The sequence below is a fragment of the Stakelama flava genome, assembly GCF_019351405.1.
In the GTDB taxonomy this organism is placed as follows: domain Bacteria; phylum Pseudomonadota; class Alphaproteobacteria; order Sphingomonadales; family Sphingomonadaceae; genus Sphingomonas; species Sphingomonas flava_A.
In genome coordinates, this window is sequence record NZ_JAHWZX010000001.1 from 87,052 (window position 1) to 109,353 (window position 22,302).

Here is a 22,302-nt window from a genome sequence, read left to right on the forward strand (position 1 = left end):
AGCGGCCCGCCATCGGGTCCGCCCGCACCTTCATCATCGTCTGCGGGAATTAATCGTGCGAACGCGAATAATAAGCCTGCAATGGCCGCACTTCAAGGGATTGCCGCGAAAGCGCCAGAATCGCCTGCGCAGCGGAATTGCTCGCAGGGGCAGTGGTGAAATACGGAATCTTGCGCGCAACCGCCGATTCGCGGATTGATTCGGAGTCCTGAAGCGACTGCCAGCCTTCGGTGGTGTTGAAGACAAGGTCGATGCCACCATCCATAATCCGATCGACGATATGCGGCCGACCCTGCGCGACCTTGTTCACGCGTTCGATGGCAATACCCTGTTCCGCCAGATAGGTTGCCGTGCCGCTGGTCGCGACGATTTTGAATCCGTGGTCCAAAAGAATCCGGACGCCCGGCAGAATGACCGGCTTGTCGCTGTCCTTCACGCTGACGAACACCGTCCCGCTTTTGGGCAGGGTTACGCCCGCGCCGAGCTGGGATTTGGCGAAGGCGATAGAGAAATCATTATCGATTCCCATGACTTCGCCGGTGCTCTTCATTTCCGGTGACAATACCGGATCAACGCCGGGAAAGCGGGCCCATGGGAACACTGCCTCCTTCACAGCGACATAATCGATATCGCGGTCGATGGTCGGCAGATCGGCCAGTTTCTCGCCCGCCATCACGCGTGCCGCAATCTTGGCGATGGGGGTGCCGATCGCCTTCGCCACGAACGGCACGGTGCGGCTGGCGCGCGGATTGACCTCGATCAGGAAAACCTCGCCATCCTTCACCGCGAACTGGATGTTCATCAGCCCGCGAACCTTCAGCGCCTTGGCAAGCGCGTGCGTCTGCCGCTCGATTTCGTCGATAATATCCTGCGGGAGGCTATATGGCGGGATCGAGCAGGCGCTGTCGCCCGAATGGACGCCCGCTTCCTCAATATGCTGGAGCACGCCGGAAACCACCACGGTTTCACCATCGGCCACCGCATCGACATCGACCTCGATCGCGTCGCGCAGATACTGATCGATCAGAACCGGGCTGTCGCCCGAAACCTGCACCGCGGTTTCGATATATTGTTCAAGCTGCTGCGTGGAATCGACAATTTCCATCGCGCGTCCCCCAAGCACATAGCTGGGCCGGGTGAGCACGGGATAGCCGATCCGCTCGGCCACCGCGATCGCCTCTTCGCGGCTGCGCGCGATGCCGTTTTCGGGCTGTTTCAGTTTCAGCTTCGCGACCAACGCGGCGAACCGTTCGCGATCCTCGGCCAGGTCGATCGCATCGGGCGCGGTGCCCAGAATGGGAATGCCGGCCTCTTCCAGCGCGCGGGCGAGGCTGAGCGGCGTCTGACCGCCGAACTGCACGATTACCCCGGCCAGCGTGCCGTTCGATTTTTCGACATGCAGGATTTCGAGCACGTCCTCCACCGTCAGCGGTTCGAAATACAGCCGGTCGGACGTGTCGTAATCGGTCGAGACGGTTTCCGGGTTGCAATTGACCATGATGGTCTCGAACCCAGCATCCTCCAGCGCGAAGCAGGCGTGGCAGCAGCAATAGTCAAATTCGATCCCCTGCCCGATCCGGTTGGGACCGCCGCCCAGGATGACGACCTTCTTGCGATCCGACGGCGCTGCCTCATTCTCCGGCTCGCCGAAGCTGGGCGCTTCATAGGTCGAATACATATACGGCGTCTTCGCCTCGAACTCGGCGGCGCAGGTGTCGATGCGCTTGTAGACGGGGCGCACGCCAAGCTTGTGGCGCAGCGCGCGCACCTCCTCCTCTGTCACGCCGCCGGTCATCGCCTTGACCGCTTCGTGCACCAGCCCGCCGCCGCGCGCCACCGCGCGTTCGCTGCCCTGGCGCAGGTTCGCAGATTGCAGCGCGAGCCAGGCGAGCCGCTTGTCCGAAAAACCCATCGCCTTCAACCGGCGCATCCCCGCAACATCGCGCGGCAGGCCATGCGTGCAAACCTGCTGCTCGGCACGAACGATTTCGGCGATGCGTTCGAGGAACCAGGGATCGTATTTCGTGATTCCCTGCACTTCGGCGACGGTGAAGCCTTCGCGAAGCGCCTGCGCCGCGCATAGCAGCCGATCGGGCGTCGGCTTGGCGAGCGCCGCCTCGATCACCGGGCGGTTCGCACCGACCAGCCGCTCGACCGTGTTGAAGCCCGACAGCCCGGTTTCCAGCCCGCGCAACGCCTTTTGCAGACTCTCATGAATGTTGCGGCCGATCGCCATGACCTCGCCGACCGACTTCATGCTGGTGCCGAGCAGCTTTTCGGCGCCCTTGAACTTTTCGAACGCGAAGCGCGGAATTTTGGTGACGACATAATCGATCGTCGGTTCGAAGCTCGCCGGGGTTACGCCGGTAATATCGTTGGTGATTTCGTCGAGCGTGTAGCCAACGGCCAGCTTCGCCGCGACCTTGGCGATCGGAAAGCCCGTCGCCTTTGACGCGAGCGCCGACGAACGCGACACACGCGGGTTCATCTCGATCACGACCAGCCGGCCATCGTCGGGATTGACCGCGAACTGAACGTTCGACCCGCCGGTTTCGACGCCGATTTCGCGCAGGCAGGCGATGCTGGCGTTGCGCATCACCTGATATTCCTTGTCGGTCAGGGTGAGAGCTGGCGCGACGGTGATCGAATCGCCGGTATGGACGCCCATCGGGTCGATATTCTCGATCGCGCATACGATGATGGCGTTGTCCGCGCGGTCGCGAACCACCTCCATCTCATATTCCTTCCACCCGAGCATCGATTCCTCGATCAGCACCTCGGTGGTGGGCGACGCATCCAGCCCGCCCGCGACGATCTTCAGGAACTCGTCCTTGTTATACGCAACGCCGCCGCCGGTGCCGCCCAGCGTGAAGCTGGGGCGGATGATCGCGGGCAGGCCGGTGACCTCAAGCGCCGCAATCGCCTCCTCGATCGTGTGCGCGATGGCCGAACGCGCGCTTTCCAGCCCGATCTTGTCCATCGCGTCGCGGAACTTGATCCGGTCCTCCGCCTTGTCGATGGCATCGGCGTCGGCGCCGATCATCTTCACCCCGAACTTGTCGAGCGTGCCGTCACGGAACAGCGCAAGCGCGGTGTTGAGCGCGGTCTGCCCGCCCATCGTCGGCAGGACGGCATCGGGCCGCTCCTTTTCGATGATCTTTGCGACCACTTCGGGCGTCACCGGCTCGACATAGGTCGCATCGGCGATTTCCGGGTCGGTCATGATCGTCGCCGGGTTCGAATTGACGAGGATGATGCGATAGCCCTCCTCGCGCAGCGCCTTGATCGCCTGCGTACCCGAATAATCGAACTCGCACGCCTGACCGATGATGATCGGCCCCGCGCCAATGACGAGGATGGAGGAAATGTCAGTGCGTTTGGGCATTTCTATCGAAAATCCGGAAGTGGGGGAGGAGTATCGGCGTTGAGCCAATCCCAAGAATTTTGTTGTAACAATCCGCTAGTCATAACCGGCAATATTTGAGTTATCACGAAGTGATTAGGGTTGATGAACGGTGAAAAGCTACTGTTTAATTGAGAAAGCGTCGCCGTAGACTTTAAAAAAATCGACCCTAGGAACGGCACCATGTATTGGTAGGTATAACCATTTGACCGCACAAATTCGACTAAACGGTTGGGACTAGGATCGGACATTGTCGGATCATAGCTAATTAGAAATGTGTTATGCATCGCCATCTTCCTCCGCAGAAGGATTAGCGATCAACCTATCATTCGCCTCAGCCTCCAATACGGCGCTCGAGTCTCCGATTTCAGGTCGCATTTGGGCGAGCATCATTTTGCGCTCTACATGCGATTCGTTTTGCAAACGATCTCGATCAACAAAAGTAAAGAAAACAATCTGTAGCAAAGTTGCCAAGGGACAAAGCAGGGCCAGACCCAGAAAAAAATAGTTTCCTGGAGGTGGAACAAAAGCGGCTGCGGCGGCACAAATAGGAAGGCAAATTCCCGTAAGAATAAGTGCAGGCACTACCGCACTACTCGTTCGCAAGCTCTTCGTGATCTCGGCCAAGCTAGATCTGTCGACAGGCTTCATCCCAACATCCCCACGAACCGTTCGAACAGGTAGAAGCTGTCCTGCGGGCCGGGGCTGGCTTCGGGGTGGTATTGCACGCTGAAGGCGGGGCGGTCGGTGAGCATGAAGCCGGCATTCGATCCGTCGAACAGCGACACATGCGTTTCGCGCGCGGTTTCAGGCAGCGTTTCGGTCTTCACCGAAAAGCCGTGGTTCATGCTGGTGATCTCCACCACGCCGTCCTCCAGCCGCTTGACCGGATGGTTCGCGCCGCGATGGCCCTGAAACATCTTGGTGGTTTGCGCGCCCACCGCCAGCGCCAGAAGCTGATGGCCAAGGCAGATGCCGAAAATCGGCATTTTGTCGTCGAGCAGGCGGCGGATCACCGGCACCGCATATTCACCGGTCGCCGCCGGATCGCCGGGGCCGTTCGACAGGAAAATGCCATCGGGCTTCAGCGCCATGACCTCTTCATAGGATGCATCGGCGGGGAGCACCGAAACCTTCGCGCCAGCGCGCACCAGATTGCGATAGATGTTGCGCTTCGCCCCGTAATCGAGCGCGACGACATGGGGCTTCTTCTCCCCTCCCGCCGTGCGGGAGGGGGATTCGTCTTCATACCCGAACCCCAGCCGCCAGATGCCGCCCTGCCAGCCATAATGCATCTTGGCGGTGACTTGCCTGGCAAGGTCCATGCCCTCCAGCCCCGGCCAGCCACGCGCTTCGGCGAGCAGCGCGTCGATGTCGAAGCTGCCGTCCGGCGAATGCGCGATCACTCCGGTCGGCGCGCCACTTTCACGGATACGGCGGGTCAGCGCGCGGGTGTCGATTCCCGACAGGCCGATCCGGCCATGCTGCTTCATCCATTCGTCGAGCCGAGCGACCGAGCGGAAATTGCTCGGTTCGGTCACGTCCTCGCGCACGATCATGCCCAGCGCATGCGGATCGTCTGCCTCGACATCCTCGGCATTGGTGCCGACATTGCCGATATGCGGGAAGGTGAAGGTGATGATCTGCCCCGCATAGCTGGGGTCGGTCAGCACTTCCTGATATCCGGTCATCGCGGTGTTGAAGCACACTTCACCGACGGCGGCGCCGGTGGCGCCAAAGCCCCTGCCCCATATCACGTCGCCACTGGCCAATACCAAAACGCCGGTTGCTCCGTCGGGCATGGGCGTGGGTTGGGCGTCGGCCATGAGCGTCCGGCTCTCCGTTTCTAAAGGGTTGTCTCGCGATGTCGCTAAGGGCTGTCGGCTAGACCCGAGCGGGCAAGCCGTCAATCTGTTAATCGGACGAACTGCACGCTATAATCGACGTTTCCCATTTTGCTCATGCGAGAAACGTGAATGATTCGCGACGATATCAAGGCGGCGCAGATTGCCGCCATGAAGGCAGGCGACAAGGATGCCCGCGCCACGATCAGCCTGATCCAGTCCTCAATCAAGAATCGCGACATCGAAGCGCGGACCAGCGGGCCGGTCGCCGATGACGATGCGCATGTCATCGAAGTGCTGCAAAAAATGGTCAAGCAGCGCCGCGAATCGATCGAAATGTATGAAAAGGGCGGCCGTCAGGAACTGGCCGATGCCGAGGCGGGCGAAGTCGCGGTTATCGAACGCTTCCTCCCCGCCCAAATGGACGAGGCGGAAACCAAAGCGGCGATCGAAAAGATCAAGGCGGAGACCGGCGCTGCGTCCATGAAGGACATGGGCAAGGTGATGGCCGAACTGAAAGCCCGCCACGGCGCGCAGCTCGACATGAGCAAGGCAAGCGGGCTGGTAAAAGCGGCGCTGGGTTGACCAAAATCCCCTCCCGCTTGCGGGAGGGGTCGGGGGAGGGCGTGTTGGCCAAGGGTGACAAACGGCCGACGGCCCGCGCCCGTAAACTGCGGCAGAACGCAACACCCGCCGAGCGCCTTCTTTGGCAACATCTGCGCGCACGGCAATGCGCTGGCGTTCGTTTCAACCGGCAATTTCCTATTGGTCCATTTATTTGTGATTTTGTATCGCGAGCAGCGAAGCTCGTGATCAAAGTCGATGGCGGACAGCATGCTCTTCAGGCGGATGCGGATGCGGCCCGAACACGCTATATCGAATCTCGGGGATATCGTGTGTTGCGCTTCTGGAACAATGACGTGATCGAGCGAACAGAAGGTGTAATGACCGAAATCGAGCGCATTTTGTTGCCGCTCGACATGCCCTCCCCAGCCCCCTCCCGCAAACGGGAGGGAGAGTAAGTGACCCTTACCCCCGCCTTTCTGGATGAATTGCGCGCGCGAACAACGCTGTCGGCGCTGATCGGCAAGTCTGTGAAGTTGCAGCGTGCGGGGCGCGAATGGAAAGCCTGCTGCCCCTTCCATCAGGAAAAGACGCCCAGCTTCACGATCAACGACGACAAGGGCTTCTATCATTGCTTCGGGTGCGGCGCGCATGGCGATGCGATCCGCTGGATGACCGATCAGCGCGGCCTTCCTTTCATGGATGCGGTGAAGGAACTGGCGCAGGCGGCAGGGATGGAGGTCCCCGCCCCCGACAAACGCTCCGCCCAGCGGGCCGAGCGGCAAAAGGGGCTGCGCGAGGCGATGGAGGATGCCGCGCGCTGGTTCACCGAACAGCTTCACGGCATCGGCGGGGCCGAGGGACGCGACCTGCTTCAGCGTCGTGGGATCAGTGAAGAGGCGGCGCGCGATTTCGGCTTCGGCTTCGCCCCCGATTCGCGCTCGAAACTGCGCCAGGCGCTCAGCGACTATGGCGATGCGAAGCTGGTCGAGGCAGGGCTGCTGATCCAGGTCGAAGGCAAAGAGCCGTATGACCGCTTCCGCGGGCGGCTGATGATCCCCATCCGCGACGTGCGCGGGCGGGTGATCGCGTTCGGCGGGCGGATCATCGGCGACGGTGAACCCAAATATCTGAACTCGCCCGAAACCCCGCTGTTCGACAAGGGGCGCAACCTCTACAATCTCGACCGGGCGCAGACCGCCGCGCGCAAGGCGGGCCGCGTGATCGCGGTCGAAGGCTATATGGACGTGATCGCGCTCACCCAGGCGGGGTTCGTCGAATCGGTCGCGCCGCTCGGCACCGCGATGACCGAAGTGCAGATCGAACGGCTCTGGCGTATGATCGATGTGCCGCTGCTATGCTTTGACGGCGATGCAGCGGGGCAAAAGGCCACGATGCGCGCCGCGCTTCGTGCTCTACCGCTGCTCGCTCCGGGGCGTAGCCTGGGTTTCGTCACGATGCCGGAAGGGCTCGACCCCGACGATCTCGTCCGTCAACGCGGGGCCGATGCGTTCGAGGCGCTGCTCGCCAAGCCCGAACCGCTGGTCGAACGGCTCTGGGCGCATGAGGTAGCCGCCGAACCGCTCGATACGCCCGAAGCGCGCGCAGGGCTTCGCCAGCGGCTCACCGCCCATGCCGAGACGATCGGCGATCCCGTCGTGCGCAGCGAATATGTCGCCGAATTTCGTCGCCGCTACGACCGGCTGTTCGCCGCGCCCGTCCGCCAACGCGATTTTCAGCGCCGGGGGCAACGTCGCGGACCATGGAAGCCGCCGGAACCGCCCCCCTCCCCGATCGTCCGCAACGTCAATTCCGGCGGAATCGACCGGGTTCTGGCCAAGGCCATCCTTGCCGGTCTTATCCGCCACCCGGCGGAAATCGCCCGGCATATGGAGGTGCTCGGCACGCTTCGCCTCGCCGATGGCGCGCTGGGACGATTGTTCGAAGCGGTGATCGATGTAGCGCTTGAGGATCAAGCGCTTGATGGCGCGCGTTTGCGCACCATATTGGTAAAGTCCGGCTTTGGATCGATTGCGAGCGATTTGTTGCGGGCCGATGCGGTGGCCTTTTCCTTCACCCAGGCCGATGCCGATCAAACGCGCGCTGTCGCCGATCTGGACGAAGCGATTGCAGTGCTCGTCGCGCGACCTGCCGTCGACGCCGCGCTCGCCCAGGCGACTGCGGAGTTGAAGGTCAGCGGCAGTGATGCGGCGTTCGAACGCCAGGTGGCCTTGATCCGCGAACAGCAGACGCTGGAAGCGCGGCTTGCAAATCTGATACTGGCGGACGAATAGTGTATAATAAGGCGTGATTTTGAGGGCTATTAATGGCGAAGGTTAAGACGGCGGACGTTGCCGAGGCGAATGAAAATGGTGACGCACCGCTGATCGACCTTAACGAAGGGTCGCTCAAGAAGCTGGTCGCGCGCGCCAAGAAGCGCGGCTATATCACGGTCGATCAGTTGAACGAGATGCTGCCGCAGGACCAGATGTCCTCTGAACAGATCGAGGATGTGATGTCGTCGCTGAACGACATGGGCATCAATGTCGTCGAGAATGAAGACGCGGGTGAGGACGAACAGCCCGACGACGACACCCCCGACGCGATCGACGCCGACGACAACGCGAATCAGGGGCAGCAGGCACCCGCTGTCGAGACGAAGAAGAAGGAAACGGTCGATCGCACCGACGATCCCGTTCGCATGTACCTGCGCGAAATGGGCGCGGTCGAACTGCTCAGCCGTGAGGGCGAGATTGCCATCGCCAAGCGGATCGAGGCGGGCCGCGACACGATGATCGTGGGGCTTTGCGAAAGCCCGATTACTTTCAACGCGATCATCGACTGGTCGAATGCGCTGAACGAAGGCGAAATGCAGCTTCGCGAGATTCTCGATCTCGACGCGATGCTGAGCAAGGAGCCCGCGCCCGAAAGCCTTGAAGAGGATGGTGAGGATTCGGACGACGGCGAAATCTCCGAAAAGAATGCCGGCCCTTCGTTCAAGGAAGAGGACGATGTCGAAGACGAGTCGGAGGATGACGACGAGGATTCGATGACCGAGCGCCGTGCCAAGCGGCCTTCGGACGATGACGATGAAGACAACACGCTCAGCCTCGCCCAGATGGAAGAGGCGCTGAAGCCGCAGGCGCTGGAAAAGTTCGCGAATATCACCGCGATCTACAAGAAATTTTCGGCAATGCAGGCGAAGCGACTCGATTCGATGGCGGCTGGCGGCGAATTGTCGGCCGCCGACGAGCGCAAATATCAGAAGCTTCGCGAAGACCTGACCGCCGAGGTGGAAAGCGTTCAGTTCCATCAGGCGAAGATCGAATATCTCGTCGATCAACTCTACAGCTATAACCGCCGCCTCACCGCGCTTGGCGGCCAGATGCTGCGCCTTGCCGAACGGCACAAGGTCAATCGCAAATCCTTCCTCGACCAGTATGTCGATCACGAGCTTGACGAAAACTGGCTGGCCGAGGTCCAGGGCATCGACAAGAAGTGGAAGGCGTTTGCCGAAAACGAAGGCGATGCGGTCGATCGCATTCGCACCGAAATCGCCGAAATCGCGCAACAGACGGGTATGGCGCTCACCGAATTTCGCCGCATCGTCAACATGGTGCAAAAGGGCGAGCGCGAGGCGCGGATCGCGAAGAAGGAAATGGTCGAGGCTAATCTGCGCCTCGTGATTTCGATCGCGAAGAAATACACCAATCGCGGGCTTCAGTTCCTCGACCTGATTCAGGAAGGCAATATCGGCCTGATGAAGGCGGTCGATAAGTTCGAATATCGTCGCGGTTACAAGTTCAGCACCTATGCGACCTGGTGGATTCGTCAGGCAATCACTCGCTCGATCGCCGATCAGGCGCGCACGATCCGCATTCCGGTGCACATGATCGAAACGATCAACAAGCTGGTGCGCACCAGTCGTCAGTTCCTTCACGAACAGGGCCGCGAACCGACGCCGGAGGAAATGGCGGAGCGCCTTTCCATGCCGTTGGAAAAGGTTCGCAAGGTGATGAAAATCGCCAAGGAGCCGATCAGCCTCGAAACGCCGATCGGAGATGAGGAAGACAGCCATCTGGGCGATTTCATCGAAGACAAGAACGCGACCATCCCGGTTGATGCCGCGATCCAGTCCAATCTGAAGGAAACGGTGACTCGCGTTCTCGCCAGCCTCACCCCGCGTGAGGAGCGCGTGCTTCGCATGCGTTTCGGCATCGGCATGAACACCGATCACACGCTGGAAGAGGTAGGGCAGCAGTTCAGTGTGACCCGCGAACGTATTCGCCAGATCGAGGCAAAGGCGCTGCGCAAGCTGAAACATCCCAGCCGCAGCCGCAAGATGCGCTCCTTCCTCGACCAGTAATCAGCACGGCCCGGCGGCGGTATCCGCGCCGGGCCGAATTTTATACCTAACCGGCCATAAACCAGTCTTTTACGCGCTTCGGTATAGGCTTTTGCCCTACCACTGCCGATGGGACACAAACCATCGGGTCGGGTAAAGGAGCCTATGCCGTTGAACAGCGCGGATCTGAAAACATCTGACGCAATCTGGGAGCGGGTCCGCGATCTTGACCGCAGCGAAGGCAGCGGCGCGCATCCGCTTCTCTGGCATCTGGCCAATCCGGCGACACAGCTTCGCGATCTTGCCGATGCGATGCATTTCCTGTGCCTGATCCATGGCAACCATCCCGGCCTGTTCGACCTGGCGCTCGCAAACGGCGCCGATCCGCTCGCATCGCAGTGGCTTACAACGGCAAGCGACAATTTCCATACCGAGCGCGCCTTTCTGGTCGCGCTTTCCGCCGCCGCCGGCCCGCCGCCCAGCACCCCTGCCCATGCCGAATCCGAAACCGCGGTCACGGCACAGCGCCACGCGCTGGAAATGCTTTCCCGTTCCGATCGGGCGGGATGCGCCACCGGCGCCGCGATCGCACTCGCGCTGGAATGGCCGATCATCCGACAGATTCTCGACAGCGCGGCGCGCCGACTGGAAATCGATGTGCCGCCGCTCGCCATGCCGCCTGAAAGCGAAACCGCATCGTTAATGGCGGCGATGGCGACAACCGCTCCTGTCGAGCGCGCCATGCTGTTCGGGTTTCGTCAGGTGCTGGCCCAGCATCGCGGCCTTTGGGAATTGCTCGAAGCACGCGTCGACGCACGCGAACGCGCCTGATCGCCTCGTCCGCGATGGCGCTTGCGCGCGCCCTCCCGCGCCGCCTATTCGGACAGAGAAATTGTCACGAATTGGGGACACCATGCGCTTCGAAGGCACGCAAAGCTATGTCGCGACCGATGATCTGAAAGTAGCGGTTAACGCTGCGGTCACGCTTCGCCGTCCACTGCTGGTAAAGGGCGAACCGGGCACCGGAAAGACGGTGCTGGCGCAGGAAATCGCCCAAGCAGTCGATGCGCCGCTGATCGAATGGGGCGTCAAATCGACGACCAAGGCGCAACAGGGCCTGTACGAATATGATGCGGTCGCGCGGCTGCGCGACGGTCAACTCGGCGATGAACGCGTTCACGACATTTCGAACTATATCCGACGCGGAAAACTATGGGACGCCTTCGCTTCCGAAAGGCTGCCAGTCCTTTTGATCGATGAGATCGACAAGGCCGATATCGAGTTTCCGAACGATCTGCTTCAGGAACTCGATCGCATGGAATTTCATGTATACGAAACCGGCGAAACGGTGCGCGCAAGGGAGCGTCCCATTGTCGTCATCACGTCGAACAACGAAAAGGACCTGCCCGACGCGTTCCTGCGCCGCTGTTTCTTCCATTATATCAAATTTCCCGATCGTGAGACGATGCAGTCGATCATCGACGTTCATTTTCCCGATATCCAGAAACTGCTGGTCAGCCGCGCTATGGATATTTTCTACGACATTCGCGATGTGCCGGGACTAAAGAAAAAACCGTCGACCAGCGAACTTCTCGACTGGCTGAAGCTGCTGATGCACGAGGATATGCCGCTCGACGTGCTGCAATCGCAGGACCCCGGAAAGGCAATTCCGCCGCTGCACGGCGCATTGTTGAAAAACGAACAGGATGTGATGCTGTTCGAACGCCTTGCCTTTATGAGCCGCCGTCAGGGCAAGGGCTGAACGGCCGGGCGGGGCCGCAAACCCCGCCGGACATTCGGAAGAAACAGCATGTTCCTTTCCTTCGTCGATGAACTTCGCGCCGCCGGTATCAAGGCCAGCCTGAAAGAGCATCTGTTGCTGCTCGAAGCGCTGGACCAGGATGTCATCCGCCAGACGCCGGAGGATTTCTATTATCTGGCGCGCGCCACCTTCGTGAAGGACGAAGGACTGCTCGACCGGTTTGATCAGGTGTTCGCCAAGGTATTTCGGGGGATTGTTGCAACCGGCGACGAACAGGCGGAAATCCCCGAAGAATGGCTACGCGCACTGGCCGAAAAATATCTCACCCCCGAACAAATGGCCGAGATCGAATCGCTGGGGTCGTGGGAGGACATCATGGAGACGCTGAAAAAGCGGCTTGAGGAACAGACCGAACGGCACGCGGGCGGCAACAAATGGATCGGCACGGGCGGCACCTCTCCCTACGGCCATTCGGGGTACAATCCCGACGGTGTCCGCATCGGGGGCAAGAGCCGGCATAAACGCGCGCTGAAGGTGTGGGAAAAACGCGAATTTTCAAATCTGGACAATGCGCGCGAACTCGGCACCCGCAATATCAAGGTGGCGTTGCGCCGCCTGCGCCGCTTCGCGCGTGAAGGCGCAGCCGACGAACTCGATCTAGATGCAACGGTGCACGGCACCGCCAAACAGGGCTGGCTCGACGTGCATATGCGCCCCGAACGGCACAATGCGGTCAAACTCCTGCTGTTCCTTGACGTCGGCGGATCGATGGACCCGTATATCAAGATTTGCGAGGAACTGTTTTCCGCCGCCACGGCCGAGTTCAAGAATCTGGAATTCTTCTATTTCCACAACTGCCCCTATGAAGGGCTGTGGAAGGACAATCGCCGCCGTTTTTCCGAAACCATACCCACTTGGGACGTGCTGCATAAATTCGGCAATGATTATAAGCTGGTATTTGTCGGCGATGCGGCGATGAGTCCCTATGAAATCACGCATCCTGGCGGATCGGTCGAGTATTTCAATGAGGAGGCAGGTGGCGTCTGGCTGCAGCGCCTCGCCAACACCTATCCCTCCGCGGCATGGCTCAACCCCGCCCCGCAGGCGCATTGGGGTTATAGCCAGTCGACTCGCCTGATCCGCGAATTGCTGGACGATCGCATGTATCCGCTGACGCTTGATGGTCTCGATCGGGCGATGCGCGAACTCAGCCGCAAGAAATAGGCGATCGTTACAGCCGCACCACCGCTTGCTTCATACGTCGTAGCGTGTCCGGGTCGCCAAACGGCTTTTCTGCCGCCTGCGACGCCATCGCCATCAGGCGAATCGCACCGAAACTTGCCGCCAGCCCTTTCATCCGAAGCGCCGCGCCGCGCCAGGCGTCGTCGTCCGGCGCATCTTCCATCGCCGCGAAACATCGCTTCGCACTGTCGAGAAAGGCCTCGCGCAACTCGGCGATCAGGCCGGGTTCGTCCCCTACCGCCGCCGCCAGAATCGCATCGATTGCACCGGGATCATATGCCATGCGAATCGGCATAACGCGAACATGCTTAAGAGATCGTTTCGCAAATGGACTTTGCCGCTGGCCGAATCGTGGTAAACATGCCGGCATGAACGGGGGGTCGAAGATCGTGGGGTTACGCCCTGAAGACGCGCAATCGCCGCAGGTGGATGCGCCGGACACCACCGATGAGCAGGCGTTGGAGCACGAACTGCTTGTCGACGATGCATGGGAGGATGCGCCCGAGCGCAGCGCAATCGGCCGGATTGCGGTCGTTCTCACGCTGGCTGCCTCGCTTGCCTGGATAGCGGGCATGCTGGCACTCGCCTGGCCGCAGGTGCAGGCAGGGATGCCACCGGTCGCGCTTGCCCAGTTTGTCGCCGCGCTGTGCATCCCCCCCGCCCTGGCCGGTATCGTCTGGCTTTTGGCCATGCGCACCAGCCGGGCCGAGGCGCGGCGTTTCGGCAAGACCGCGCGCGCAATGCGCGCCGAAGCGGCGAGTCTCGAACGAATCATCGCCACGCTTTCGCGCCGGATCGAAGAAAATCGCGCCGCGCTGGCCGATCAGACGAATGCGCTGTTCACCATGGGCGACGACGCGGCCGAACGGTTGCACGCGGTCAGCAACGGCATGACTGAACAGGTCAAGGCGATCGACAAGGCGACCGCCCGGCTGACCCATGCCGCACAGGATACCGGTCAGTCACTCGACATCGTGCTGGCATCGCTGCCCAAGGCGCATGCCGAAACGCGCGATTTGAAGGAAACGCTGGACGATACCGGCCTTGCTGCCGGACGGCATGTTTCTGCGCTCGATGCGCAGCTTGCCGCGCTCGCCCATCGGGGGCGTGAATCGAACGAGATCGCGGGCGGCGCGGCCGAACGGCTTGCCGCGCATATCGCACGTATGGAGGCCACCAGCGAAGCCGCCGGCGCGCGGCTTGAACGCGTGACCGACGCGATGTCCGGTCAGGTCGACGCGGTGCTCGATCGCGCAGCGCAGGCGGTCGATGAAGCGCGCAAGGGCATCAGCGCACAGGGCGAAGCGGTGGTCGCGATGCTCACATCGAATCAGGAGGCGATGCATCGCGCAGGTGAAGAAGGCGCAGCGGCACTCGGTGAGCGGATCGATGCGATCGAGGATGCGATTGCGCGTATTTCGGAACAGCTCGGCGCGGAGCATCAACGCAGTTCGGACCTGTTCGCATCGATTGATACCGGCGTTTCAGCGGTCGATGCGCGCATCGAAACGTTGCACGGTGAAAGCACGCGTCGCGCGCAGGATATCGCCGAGTCGCTGAACGCGCTGACCGGATCGGCGGATGCGATGAACGAAGCGATGCGCAGCGGGGACGTAACTGCCAGATCGGTGATCGAAACCGCCGATCATCTGTTGATCGCGCTTGACGCCGCGACGCGCGAAATGGACGAAACGATGCCAGAGGCGCTGGCAAGGCTGGACGCGCGGATCGACGAAAGCCGCCGGATCGTGGCTGCGTCAAAGCCGGAATTGCTAGCGCTGGTGACGGCAGCGGAAAGCACGCATGATGCGGTAGAGGCGATTGCCGGGGTGGTGTCGCATCAGCGCGATACGCTGGCTGCGGCCAACAAGTCGCTGCTCGAAAATCTCGATAACGGCAAGGATCGGATTACCGATGTGCAGCGGATCGTCGACGCTACGGTGGAAAGTGCTCGGCGCTTTGCCGACGAAGCCGCACCGCAGCTTGTCGATTCGCTGCTGCGTATCCGCGAAACCGCCACAACCGCCAGCGATCAGGCGCGCAACACGCTTGCCAGCGTCATTCCCGCCGCAGCGCGCAAGCTGGAGCAGGAGGGCGCCGACGCGCTGGGCCGCGCGGTCGACACCACCGTCAATCGCCAAATCGCAGAACTTCACCGCACGATCGAGGAGGCGGTCGCCGCCGCTGCGGGAGCGGCCGAGCGGCTGAGCGTTCAGATGGACGAGATTTCCGGCAGCACCGCCGATATCGAAAACCGGCTCGAGGAAGCGCGCGCCGAGCGCGAATCGCATGATCGCGACACTTTCGCGCGGCGGGTGTCGTTGCTCATCGAAGCGCTCAATTCGGCGTCGATCGACATTGCGAAGAGTTTCAGCCACGAAGTGTCCGACAGCGCCTGGGCGGCGTATCTGAAAGGCGATCGCGGCGTTTTCACGCGCCGTGCGGTGCGCCTGCTCGATCCGTCCGAAGCGCGCGACATCGCCCGGCTATATGGCGAGGACGATCATTTTCGCGAACAGGTCAACCGCTATATCCACGATTTCGAAGCGATGTTGCGGCAGATTTTGTCGCTGCGCGATGGATCACCGCTCGGCGTGACGCTGTTGTCATCGGATATGGGCAAACTGTACGTAGCGCTCGCGCAGGCGATCGAACGGCTTCGCACCTGACCGTTCGGATCAGCGGGCCCCGCTCACCACTGGGTCCAGTCGAGCATATCGACCGTGACCCAGCCATAGTCCCAGTTCAGCCAGAAGACCGTGAACAGCGCGGTTGCGACGATCGTCGTCCACAGCGCCGTTTGCCGCACCGGAAAATGCGTCGGCGCGCTATCCGCCTGCCCCGGGATTTGCGCATCCCCCTCTTCCCGCTGATTGCGCGCGTTGATGAACGGCAGGACAAGAAAGGCGCTTAGCACCCAGATCAGGAAATAGACCGCGATCGCCGATGGCAGGCCCATCGCGCGATCAGACCTCCACGATCAGCACATCGACCACCGGCTTCTTGCCCGTCCAGCGCGTTGCCGTCCGCCGCGCGGCAAGCCGGACGCTTTCACGCAGCCGATCGTCGGGCGCGCCACCATCGCTGACGGCGCTTGCGACCGCGTCGACCACTTCGTTCAGAAACGCGTCGCGCTCCTCTTCGACAGGAACCCCCGAAAAGCGCACTTGCGGCGTGCCGGCCAGCCCGCCCTGCGAGCGCACGGCCACTGCCACCGACATCTGCCCGTTGACCGACAATTTGCGCCGTTCGTTGATCGTGCCGCCATCGGCGGGCAGGATAACATCGCCGTCGAGCACCAGCCTGCCGACGGGCGCATGTCCGATCCGCTTGGGTTCCTGGGGCGCGAGCCGGATGATCTCACCATTCGACTGCACGACCGCGCCCGGCACACCGCATTCGATCCCGAACCGGGCCTGTTCGGTCAAATGGCGCAGTTCGCCATGGACCGGCACCAAAATGTCGGGGCGAATCCATTTATACATTTCGGCGAGTTCGGGGCGACCTGGATGACCCGACACATGGACATAGGCCTGGCGGTCGGTCACCATCTGCACATCCCTGGCCGCCAGGGCATTCTGGATGCGGCCGATCGCGACTTCATTGCCCGGAATCTGTTTTGAAGAAAAGACGACGGTGTCGCCGGCTTCCAGCTTGATCGGGTGCGATCCTTCAGCGACGCGCGACAGGGCCGCGCGCGGTTCGCCCTGCCCGCCGGTCGCCACGATCAGCACCTGATCGCGCGGCAGCGACATCGCGGTGTCGAAATCGACGACGTCGGGAAAATCGCGCAGATATCCGCTCGCTTTCGCGACGGCGAGAATGCGATTTAGCGACCTGCCCGCAACGCAGAGCCGCCTGCCGGTATCGGTCGCGACCTCGCCCAGCGTCTGCAACCGCGCCGCATTGGATGCGAAAGTGGTGACGAGCACCCGGCCCGTCGCCGCCTGCACCACTTCGTCCAGCCCCTTGCGCACATCGCCTTCGGAACCGGAGGCGTGTTCGTTGAACACATTGGTCGAATCGCACACCAGCGCCAGCACGCCTTCGTCGCCGATCGCGCTGAGCTGTTTCGCGGTCGCCGGTTCGCCCAGCAACGGCGCATCGTCCAGCTTCCAGTCGCCGGTGTGAAAGATACGGCCATGCGGGGTATCGATCAGCAGCGCATTTCCCTCCGGAATCGAATGCGCCAGCGGAACGTAACGAAAGCCGAACGGGCCAAGGTCGAACGATCCTTCGCGGTCGATGACGTTCAGTTCGACCTGATCGGAAATGCCCTCTTCCTCCAGCTTGCCGCGAATCAGCCCTGCGGTGAACGGCGTGGCGAACAACGGCACGCCAAGGTCGCCGGCAAGATAGGGCAGCGCGCCGATATGGTCCTCATGACCGTGCGTCAGTACAATGCCCAACAAGTCGTCGGCACGCTCTTCGATGAACTGCAGATCGGGCAGGATCACGTCCACACCGGGATAAAAGGGATCGGCGAAGGTGATGCCGCAATCGACCATCACCCATTTGCCCTGCGTGCCGTACAGGTTGACGTTCATGCCGATTTCGCCCGAGCCGCCAAGCGCGAGGAAAATGAGTTCGTTGCCTGGGGTCACTGAAATCCTGTTCTGTTATCGTGTGTCATTGCTGTCGTTATGGGAACGCGCCCACAGGATCGCCAGTCCATGCAGCGTCAGGTCCGCTTCGACGGCATCGAATATATCGGTATGTTTTTCGAACAATATGGCAAGGCCGCCGGTCGCGACCACCTGAACCGGGCGGCCGGCTTCCTGTCGCATCCGCGCGACCAGCCCCTCCATCATCGCGATATAGCCCCAATAGATGCCGATATGCATCTGGTCCACCGTGTTCCTGCCGATGACCGATGGATTGGTCGGCGCGCTGATCGCCATGCGCGGCAATTGCGCCGCGGCATTGACCAGCGCGTCGAGCGAGAGGTTTATGCCCGGCGCGATGATACCGCCCTTGTACGCTCCGCGATAATCGATCAGGTCGAACGTGGTGGCCGTCCCGAAATCGATGATGATCAGGTCGCCGCCGCGATGCATCTCACTGGCCGCGATCATGTTGAGCGCGCGGTCCGCACCCAGATTCTGCGGCTCATCCACGTCCAGCGCGAAATCCCATCCGCCCTCGCCTGCGATCAGCGGTTCGGTGGCGAAATATTTGCGAGCCAACGTTTGCAGATTGTGCAGCGCTCGCGGAACGACGGTGCCGATGATGACCTTGCCGATATCGCCGCGTTCGAACCCTTCCAGCGCGAGCAGCTGGCTCAGCCATACCGCATATTCATCGGCGGTGCGCCGCGGATCGGTGGTAATCCGCCAGCGCGCGCGGATTTCCCCCCATGGCCGCGTATTCGCCCCCGTGTCGAAAAGCGCGAACACGATATTGGTATTTCCAGCGTCGATCGCGAGCAGCATCGCGCGCGCCCTCCCCTTATTCGATCAGAAACACATCGCCTGCATGAATGACATGGCGCGTTCCGTCCGCCAAGCGCAGCAGCAGCGCGCCCTGCGCATCAATCCCTGCGAACAGCCCCTCTACCACTTCGTTGCCCTGCCGTGCGGCGAGCGCGCTTCCCTGCGGATGTGCGCGTTCCAGCCAACGCCGCCGAACGCTTTCAAACCCTTCGCCGCGCCAGCGCACCAGCCAGCGGGAAAGCGATTCGGCCAGTGTTTCGAGAAACAGTTCGGGCGCGACATCGCATCCCTGCGCGGCAAGGCTGGTCGCCGGCCGGTCCAGATCCATGGGATGATGCGCAAGGTTGACGCCGAAACCGATGATGACCGCATCGCCGGTTCGTTCGAGCAGGATGCCAGACAGCTTCGCCCCACTTACCAGCAGGTCGTTCGGCCATTTGAGCAGCGCCTTCGCCTCGCCCAGATAGGCCGATACCGCCTCTTCCAGCGCGACGGCGGCGACGAAGCCCAGCGTCGGCGCGGGCGGATCGGAAGCGCGAAGCCGCACCAGCGTGCTCGCGTACAAATTGCCCGTTTCGGACGCCCATTGCCGGCCCTGCCGCCCGCGGCCCGCCGTCTGACGCTCGGCGCGAAGCCATTCGCCCTCGGCGACGCCTTCCCGCGCGAGCGCCGCCATATCGGCGTTGGTCGAACCGGTCTCCCCGACCGTACGGATCACGCCGGTCAGAGTAGCGCGCGTGCCGCCGACGTCGTCGCCGACAGCAGTGCGGGGATCAGCAGATATCCGAGCGGGGAAATGAACAGCGCGCTGATCGCGATCAGCCCGCCCTCGACCTTGCTTTGCATCGGGGCGAAGGCCGGCGCGGGTTCGTCGAAGAACATCGTTTTGACGACGCGCAGATAATAATAGGCACCGATCACCGATGCCGCGATGCCGACCGCCGCCAGCGCGAACAGCCCGGCGTCGACCGCCGCGCTGAATACCGCGAATTTGGCGTAGAACCCGAACAGGGGCGGAATGCCGGCAAGGCTGAACATGAACATCGCCAGCGCCGCCGCGAGCCAGGGCCGCGTGCGCGACATGCCCGCAAGACTGGCAATGGTTTCAACCGGCACGCCGTTTTCATCGCGCATCTGCAGAACGATAAGGAAGCTGCCGAGCGTCATCGCGATATAAATCGTCATATAGATCAGCACTGCCGACACGCCCGCCTGCGTCCCCGCGGCAAGGCCGACGAGCGCGAATCCGACATTGTTGATCGACGAATAGGCGAGCAGCCGCTTTATATTGCTCTGCCCGATCGCGGCGACCGCACCAAGGATGATCGACGCAAGCGCCGCGAAGATAACGATCTGCCGCCATTGATCGACCGCCGGGCCCATCGCCTCGACCGCGATGCGAACCGCAAGGCCCATCGCCGCAACCTTCGGCGCCGACGCGAAAAACGCGGTCACCGGCGTCGGAGCGCCTTCGTACACGTCAGGTGTCCACATATGGAACGGCACGGCCGAAATCTTGAACGCGAGGCCCGCGAACACGAACACCAGCCCGAACAAAAGCCCGGTGGAAAGTCCACCGCTATATTGCAGCGCGATCACGTCGAACAGCGTGCTGCCGGTAAAACCGTATACCAGCGAAATCCCGTACAACAGAATGCCGCTCGCCAATGCGCCGAGCACGAAATATTTCAGCCCCGCCTCGGCCGAACGCGTATCCTGCCGCATGAAGCTGGCCAGCACATAGGCGGCAAGGCTCTGCAGTTCGAGCCCGACATAGAGCGTCAAAAGGTCGCTCGCCGATACCATCACCCCCATGCCGATCGCCGACAAAAGGATCAGCACCGGATATTCGGGTTTCAGGTCATCGCCATGCGTCGCCGCGAAAAAGCGTGGCGCGATGATGATCGAAACCGCGGCGGCGATATAGATCAACAATTTGGCGAACGCGGAAAAAGCATCGGCGCGCAGCAGCCCGTAAAATGCGACGCCGCCCGACGACGCAGGTCCCAGAAGCGCAATGCCTGCGCCGATCAGCAGCGCGACCGCTGCCCAGCTCACGCCCCGCGCCGAACGGTGGCCGGCGAACGCGGACACCATCATCAGGATCAGCGATCCGAGCGCGAGAACGATTTCGGGCAGGATCATCATCATTTGCTGGGAATAGCTCATCAGTGCGCCTCCCCTTCCGCATGGTGCCGGGCGGCAGCGGCCGCCGGGTTACCCGCGCTGGGCGCGGAATCGCTCGCCGGCTGGGCGCGATCGATCCGGTTGAGCAGGATGGTCACGTCCTGCCGCATCGGCGCGAGGAAGCTTTCGGGGTAGACGCCCATCCACAGCACCACCGCCGCGATCGGGGCGAGCAGCGCGATTTCGCGCATGCTAAGGTCGGGCATTGCCTTCACATCGTCCTTGATAAGATCGCCGAACACAACGCGGCGATAGAGATACAGCATGTACGCAGCACCCAGGATGATCCCGGTGGTGCATAGCAGCGCGGTCCAGGTCGACACCTGATAGGTGCCCATCAGCGCAAGCAATTCGCCGACGAAGTTACTGGTGCCCGGCAGGCCGATCGAGGCCATGGTGAACAGCAGGAAAAATACGGCATAGCGCGGCATGTTGATGGCAAGACCGCCATAGCGATTGATCTCTCGCGTATGCAGCCTGTCGTAGATGACGCCGACGCACAGGAACAGCGCGCCCGACACCAGGCCGTGGCCCAGCATGATCATCATCGCGCCCTCGATCCCCTGCCGGTTGAACGCGAAGAGGCCGATCGTGACGATCGCCATATGCGCGACCGAGGAATAGGCGATCAGCTTCTTCATGTCGCTCTGCACCAGCGCGACGAGCGAGGTATAGATCACCGCGATCGCCGACAGGCCGAAGATCAGCCAGATCAGCTGGGACGACGCTTCGGGGAACATCGGCAGCGAAAAACGCAGGAAACCATATCCGCCGAGTTTCAGAAGCACGCCCGCAAGGATCACCGATCCCGCGGTCGGTGCCTGAACGTGCGCGTCGGGAAGCCAGGTGTGCACCGGCCACATCGGCATCTTCACCGCGAACGAGGCGAAGAAAGCCAGCCACAGCCATGTCTGCGCATGCGCCGGGAAGTCGTGGTTCATCAGGTCGGGAATATACGTCGTTCCTGCCTGCTGCGTCATCCACAGCATCGCGATCAGCATCAGCACCGATCCGAGCAGCGTGTAGAGAAAGAATTTATAGCTGGCGTAGATCCGGTTCACCCCGCCCCAGATGCCGATGATCAGATACATCGGGATCAGGCCCGCTTCGAAGAAGACGTAGAAAAGGAACAGGTCCTGGGCCGCGAAGGTGCCGATCATGAGCACTTCGGTAAGCAGGAATGCCGCCATGTATTCGGGCACGCGTTCGGTTACCGCTTCCCAGCTCGCCCCGATGCAGATCGGCATCAGGAACACCGACAGCATGATCAGCAGAAGCGCGAAACCGTCAATGCCCAGCGCCCAGGAAAAGCTGCCGAACAAGGCATCGCTATGTTCGACGAATTGCCATTGCGCGCCGCCGATATCGAAACTGGCCCACAGCACGATGCCAAGTGCCAGATCGACCAGCGTGGCAGCAAGTGCCAGCCAGCGCGCCGATTTCGCATCGAGGAACAGGCACGCGACCGCCGCGACGGCGGGCACGAGCAGCATGATGGAGAGGATTGGAAAACCGTTCATCGT

18 protein-coding genes are annotated in these 22,302 nt (G+C 61.7%); 8 read left to right on the forward strand and 10 right to left on the reverse strand.

What is annotated here, in order from left to right; translation table 11 throughout:
* Window positions 1-49 precede the first annotated feature (49 nt).
* The 3 genes from carB to carA all read right to left on the reverse strand — a co-directional run bounded on the left by carB (window position 50) and on the right by carA (window position 5,229).
* Window positions 50-3,385 carry a carbamoyl-phosphate synthase large subunit gene (gene carB, locus KY084_RS00380; protein WP_219236457.1) on the reverse strand — a complete coding sequence of 1,112 codons (3,336 nt, stop codon included), beginning with the start codon at window positions 3,383-3,385 and terminating at the stop codon, window positions 50-52.
* Window positions 3,386-3,682: 297 nt separating this feature from the next.
* Window positions 3,683-4,054, reverse strand: coding sequence for a hypothetical protein (locus tag KY084_RS00385; protein ID WP_219236458.1), 372 nt, complete (start codon window positions 4,052-4,054; stop codon window positions 3,683-3,685).
* Entirely contained in the window at window positions 4,051-5,229 is a 1,179-nt protein-coding gene (gene carA / locus KY084_RS00390; protein WP_219236459.1) for a glutamine-hydrolyzing carbamoyl-phosphate synthase small subunit, read from the reverse strand. The genes KY084_RS00385 and carA overlap by 4 nt, the downstream gene beginning before the upstream one ends.
* Before the next feature lie 150 nt (window positions 5,230-5,379).
* On the opposite strand from carA, the gene KY084_RS00395 reads away from it, so the two are divergent.
* The 7 genes from KY084_RS00395 to KY084_RS00425 all read left to right on the forward strand — a co-directional run bounded on the left by KY084_RS00395 (window position 5,380) and on the right by KY084_RS00425 (window position 13,142).
* Window positions 5,380-5,832 (forward strand): GatB/YqeY domain-containing protein, encoded by a 453-nt coding sequence (locus KY084_RS00395; RefSeq protein WP_219236460.1) that lies wholly within the window; start codon window positions 5,380-5,382, stop codon window positions 5,830-5,832.
* 41 nt (window positions 5,833-5,873) lie between these two features.
* Window positions 5,874-6,269, forward strand: coding sequence for an endonuclease domain-containing protein (locus KY084_RS00400; RefSeq protein ID WP_425516711.1), 396 nt, complete (start codon window positions 5,874-5,876; stop codon window positions 6,267-6,269).
* Window positions 6,270-8,105 carry a DNA primase gene (gene dnaG, locus KY084_RS00405; RefSeq protein WP_219236462.1) on the forward strand — a complete coding sequence of 612 codons (1,836 nt, stop codon included), beginning with the start codon at window positions 6,270-6,272 and terminating at the stop codon, window positions 8,103-8,105. It abuts the gene before it with no gap.
* 32 nt (window positions 8,106-8,137) lie between these two features.
* Window positions 8,138-10,177 carry an RNA polymerase sigma factor RpoD gene (gene rpoD / locus KY084_RS00410; protein ID WP_219236463.1) on the forward strand — a complete coding sequence of 680 codons (2,040 nt, stop codon included), beginning with the start codon at window positions 8,138-8,140 and terminating at the stop codon, window positions 10,175-10,177.
* Window positions 10,178-10,321: 144 nt separating this feature from the next.
* The gene (locus tag KY084_RS00415; RefSeq protein ID WP_246586748.1) at window positions 10,322-10,987 is read left to right on the forward strand and encodes a DUF6975 family protein; all 666 of its coding nucleotides are present in this window, start codon (window positions 10,322-10,324) and stop codon (window positions 10,985-10,987) included.
* 82 nt (window positions 10,988-11,069) lie between these two features.
* Window positions 11,070-11,918 (forward strand): AAA family ATPase, encoded by an 849-nt coding sequence (locus tag KY084_RS00420; protein ID WP_219236465.1) that lies wholly within the window; start codon window positions 11,070-11,072, stop codon window positions 11,916-11,918.
* Between the two features lie 48 nt (window positions 11,919-11,966).
* Window positions 11,967-13,142, forward strand: a complete 1,176-nt coding sequence (locus tag KY084_RS00425) for a vWA domain-containing protein (protein ID WP_219236466.1) — start codon at window positions 11,967-11,969, stop codon at window positions 13,140-13,142.
* A 7-nt stretch (window positions 13,143-13,149) separates the two neighbouring features.
* Here the strand turns inward: KY084_RS00425 and KY084_RS00430 are convergent, their stop codons facing one another.
* The gene (locus KY084_RS00430) at window positions 13,150-13,443 is read right to left on the reverse strand and encodes an Hpt domain-containing protein (RefSeq protein WP_219236467.1); all 294 of its coding nucleotides are present in this window, start codon (window positions 13,441-13,443) and stop codon (window positions 13,150-13,152) included.
* An 85-nt stretch (window positions 13,444-13,528) separates the two neighbouring features.
* Here KY084_RS00430 and KY084_RS00435 point away from each other — a divergent pair, with 85 nt between their 5' ends.
* Window positions 13,529-15,829 (forward strand): coiled-coil domain-containing protein, encoded by a 2,301-nt coding sequence (locus KY084_RS00435; RefSeq protein ID WP_219236468.1) that lies wholly within the window; start codon window positions 13,529-13,531, stop codon window positions 15,827-15,829.
* A gap of 23 nt (window positions 15,830-15,852) precedes the next feature.
* On the opposite strand, the gene KY084_RS00440 is transcribed toward KY084_RS00435, so the two are convergent.
* Genes KY084_RS00440 through KY084_RS00465 form a run of 6 tightly spaced genes read right to left on the reverse strand, consistent with a single transcriptional unit; the run spans window position 15,853 to window position 22,299 of the window.
* Window positions 15,853-16,119 carry a DUF1467 family protein gene (locus KY084_RS00440; protein ID WP_219236469.1) on the reverse strand — a complete coding sequence of 89 codons (267 nt, stop codon included), beginning with the start codon at window positions 16,117-16,119 and terminating at the stop codon, window positions 15,853-15,855.
* A gap of 7 nt (window positions 16,120-16,126) precedes the next feature.
* Window positions 16,127-17,764: a ribonuclease J gene (locus KY084_RS00445; protein ID WP_219236470.1), complete on the reverse strand. Its 1,638-nt coding sequence runs from the start codon at window positions 17,762-17,764 to the stop codon at window positions 16,127-16,129.
* Between the two features lie 15 nt (window positions 17,765-17,779).
* Window positions 17,780-18,592: a type III pantothenate kinase gene (locus KY084_RS00450; RefSeq protein WP_219236471.1), complete on the reverse strand. Its 813-nt coding sequence runs from the start codon at window positions 18,590-18,592 to the stop codon at window positions 17,780-17,782.
* A 16-nt stretch (window positions 18,593-18,608) separates the two neighbouring features.
* Window positions 18,609-19,310 carry a biotin--[acetyl-CoA-carboxylase] ligase gene (locus tag KY084_RS00455; protein WP_219236472.1) on the reverse strand — a complete coding sequence of 234 codons (702 nt, stop codon included), beginning with the start codon at window positions 19,308-19,310 and terminating at the stop codon, window positions 18,609-18,611.
* A 5-nt stretch (window positions 19,311-19,315) separates the two neighbouring features.
* Window positions 19,316-20,761, reverse strand: a complete 1,446-nt coding sequence (nuoN, locus tag KY084_RS00460) for an NADH-quinone oxidoreductase subunit NuoN (protein ID WP_219236473.1) — start codon at window positions 20,759-20,761, stop codon at window positions 19,316-19,318.
* Entirely contained in the window at window positions 20,761-22,299 is a 1,539-nt protein-coding gene (locus tag KY084_RS00465) for an NADH-quinone oxidoreductase subunit M (protein WP_219236474.1), read from the reverse strand. The genes nuoN and KY084_RS00465 overlap by 1 nt, the downstream gene beginning before the upstream one ends.
* Window positions 22,300-22,302: the final 3 nt, after the last annotated feature.

Excerpts from the sequence above, each read along its gene's own strand:
- KY084_RS00465 (WP_219236474.1), bottom strand. The coding sequence starts at position 22,299 with ATGAACGGTTTTCCAATCCTCTCCATCATGCTGCTCGTGCCCGCCGTC.
- KY084_RS00425 (WP_219236466.1), top strand. The coding sequence starts at position 11,967 with ATGTTCCTTTCCTTCGTCGATGAACTTCGCGCCGCCGGTATCAAGGCC.
- KY084_RS00385 (WP_219236458.1), bottom strand. The coding sequence starts at position 4,054 with ATGAAGCCTGTCGACAGATCTAGCTTGGCCGAGATCACGAAGAGCTTG.
- nuoN (WP_219236473.1), bottom strand. The coding sequence starts at position 20,761 with ATGAGCTATTCCCAGCAAATGATGATGATCCTGCCCGAAATCGTTCTC.
- KY084_RS00450 (WP_219236471.1), bottom strand. The coding sequence starts at position 18,592 with ATGCTGCTCGCGATCGACGCTGGAAATACCAATATCGTGTTCGCGCTT.
- KY084_RS00435 (WP_219236468.1), top strand. The coding sequence starts at position 13,529 with ATGAACGGGGGGTCGAAGATCGTGGGGTTACGCCCTGAAGACGCGCAA.
- KY084_RS00420 (WP_219236465.1), top strand. The coding sequence starts at position 11,070 with ATGCGCTTCGAAGGCACGCAAAGCTATGTCGCGACCGATGATCTGAAA.
- rpoD (WP_219236463.1), top strand. The coding sequence starts at position 8,138 with ATGGCGAAGGTTAAGACGGCGGACGTTGCCGAGGCGAATGAAAATGGT.
- carA (WP_219236459.1), bottom strand. The coding sequence starts at position 5,229 with ATGGCCGACGCCCAACCCACGCCCATGCCCGACGGAGCAACCGGCGTT.
- KY084_RS00415 (WP_246586748.1), top strand. The coding sequence starts at position 10,322 with ATGCCGTTGAACAGCGCGGATCTGAAAACATCTGACGCAATCTGGGAG.
- KY084_RS00430 (WP_219236467.1), bottom strand. The coding sequence starts at position 13,443 with ATGGCATATGATCCCGGTGCAATCGATGCGATTCTGGCGGCGGCGGTA.
- KY084_RS00440 (WP_219236469.1), bottom strand. The coding sequence starts at position 16,119 with ATGGGCCTGCCATCGGCGATCGCGGTCTATTTCCTGATCTGGGTGCTA.
- carB (WP_219236457.1), bottom strand. The coding sequence starts at position 3,385 with ATGCCCAAACGCACTGACATTTCCTCCATCCTCGTCATTGGCGCGGGG.
- KY084_RS00395 (WP_219236460.1), top strand. The coding sequence starts at position 5,380 with ATGATTCGCGACGATATCAAGGCGGCGCAGATTGCCGCCATGAAGGCA.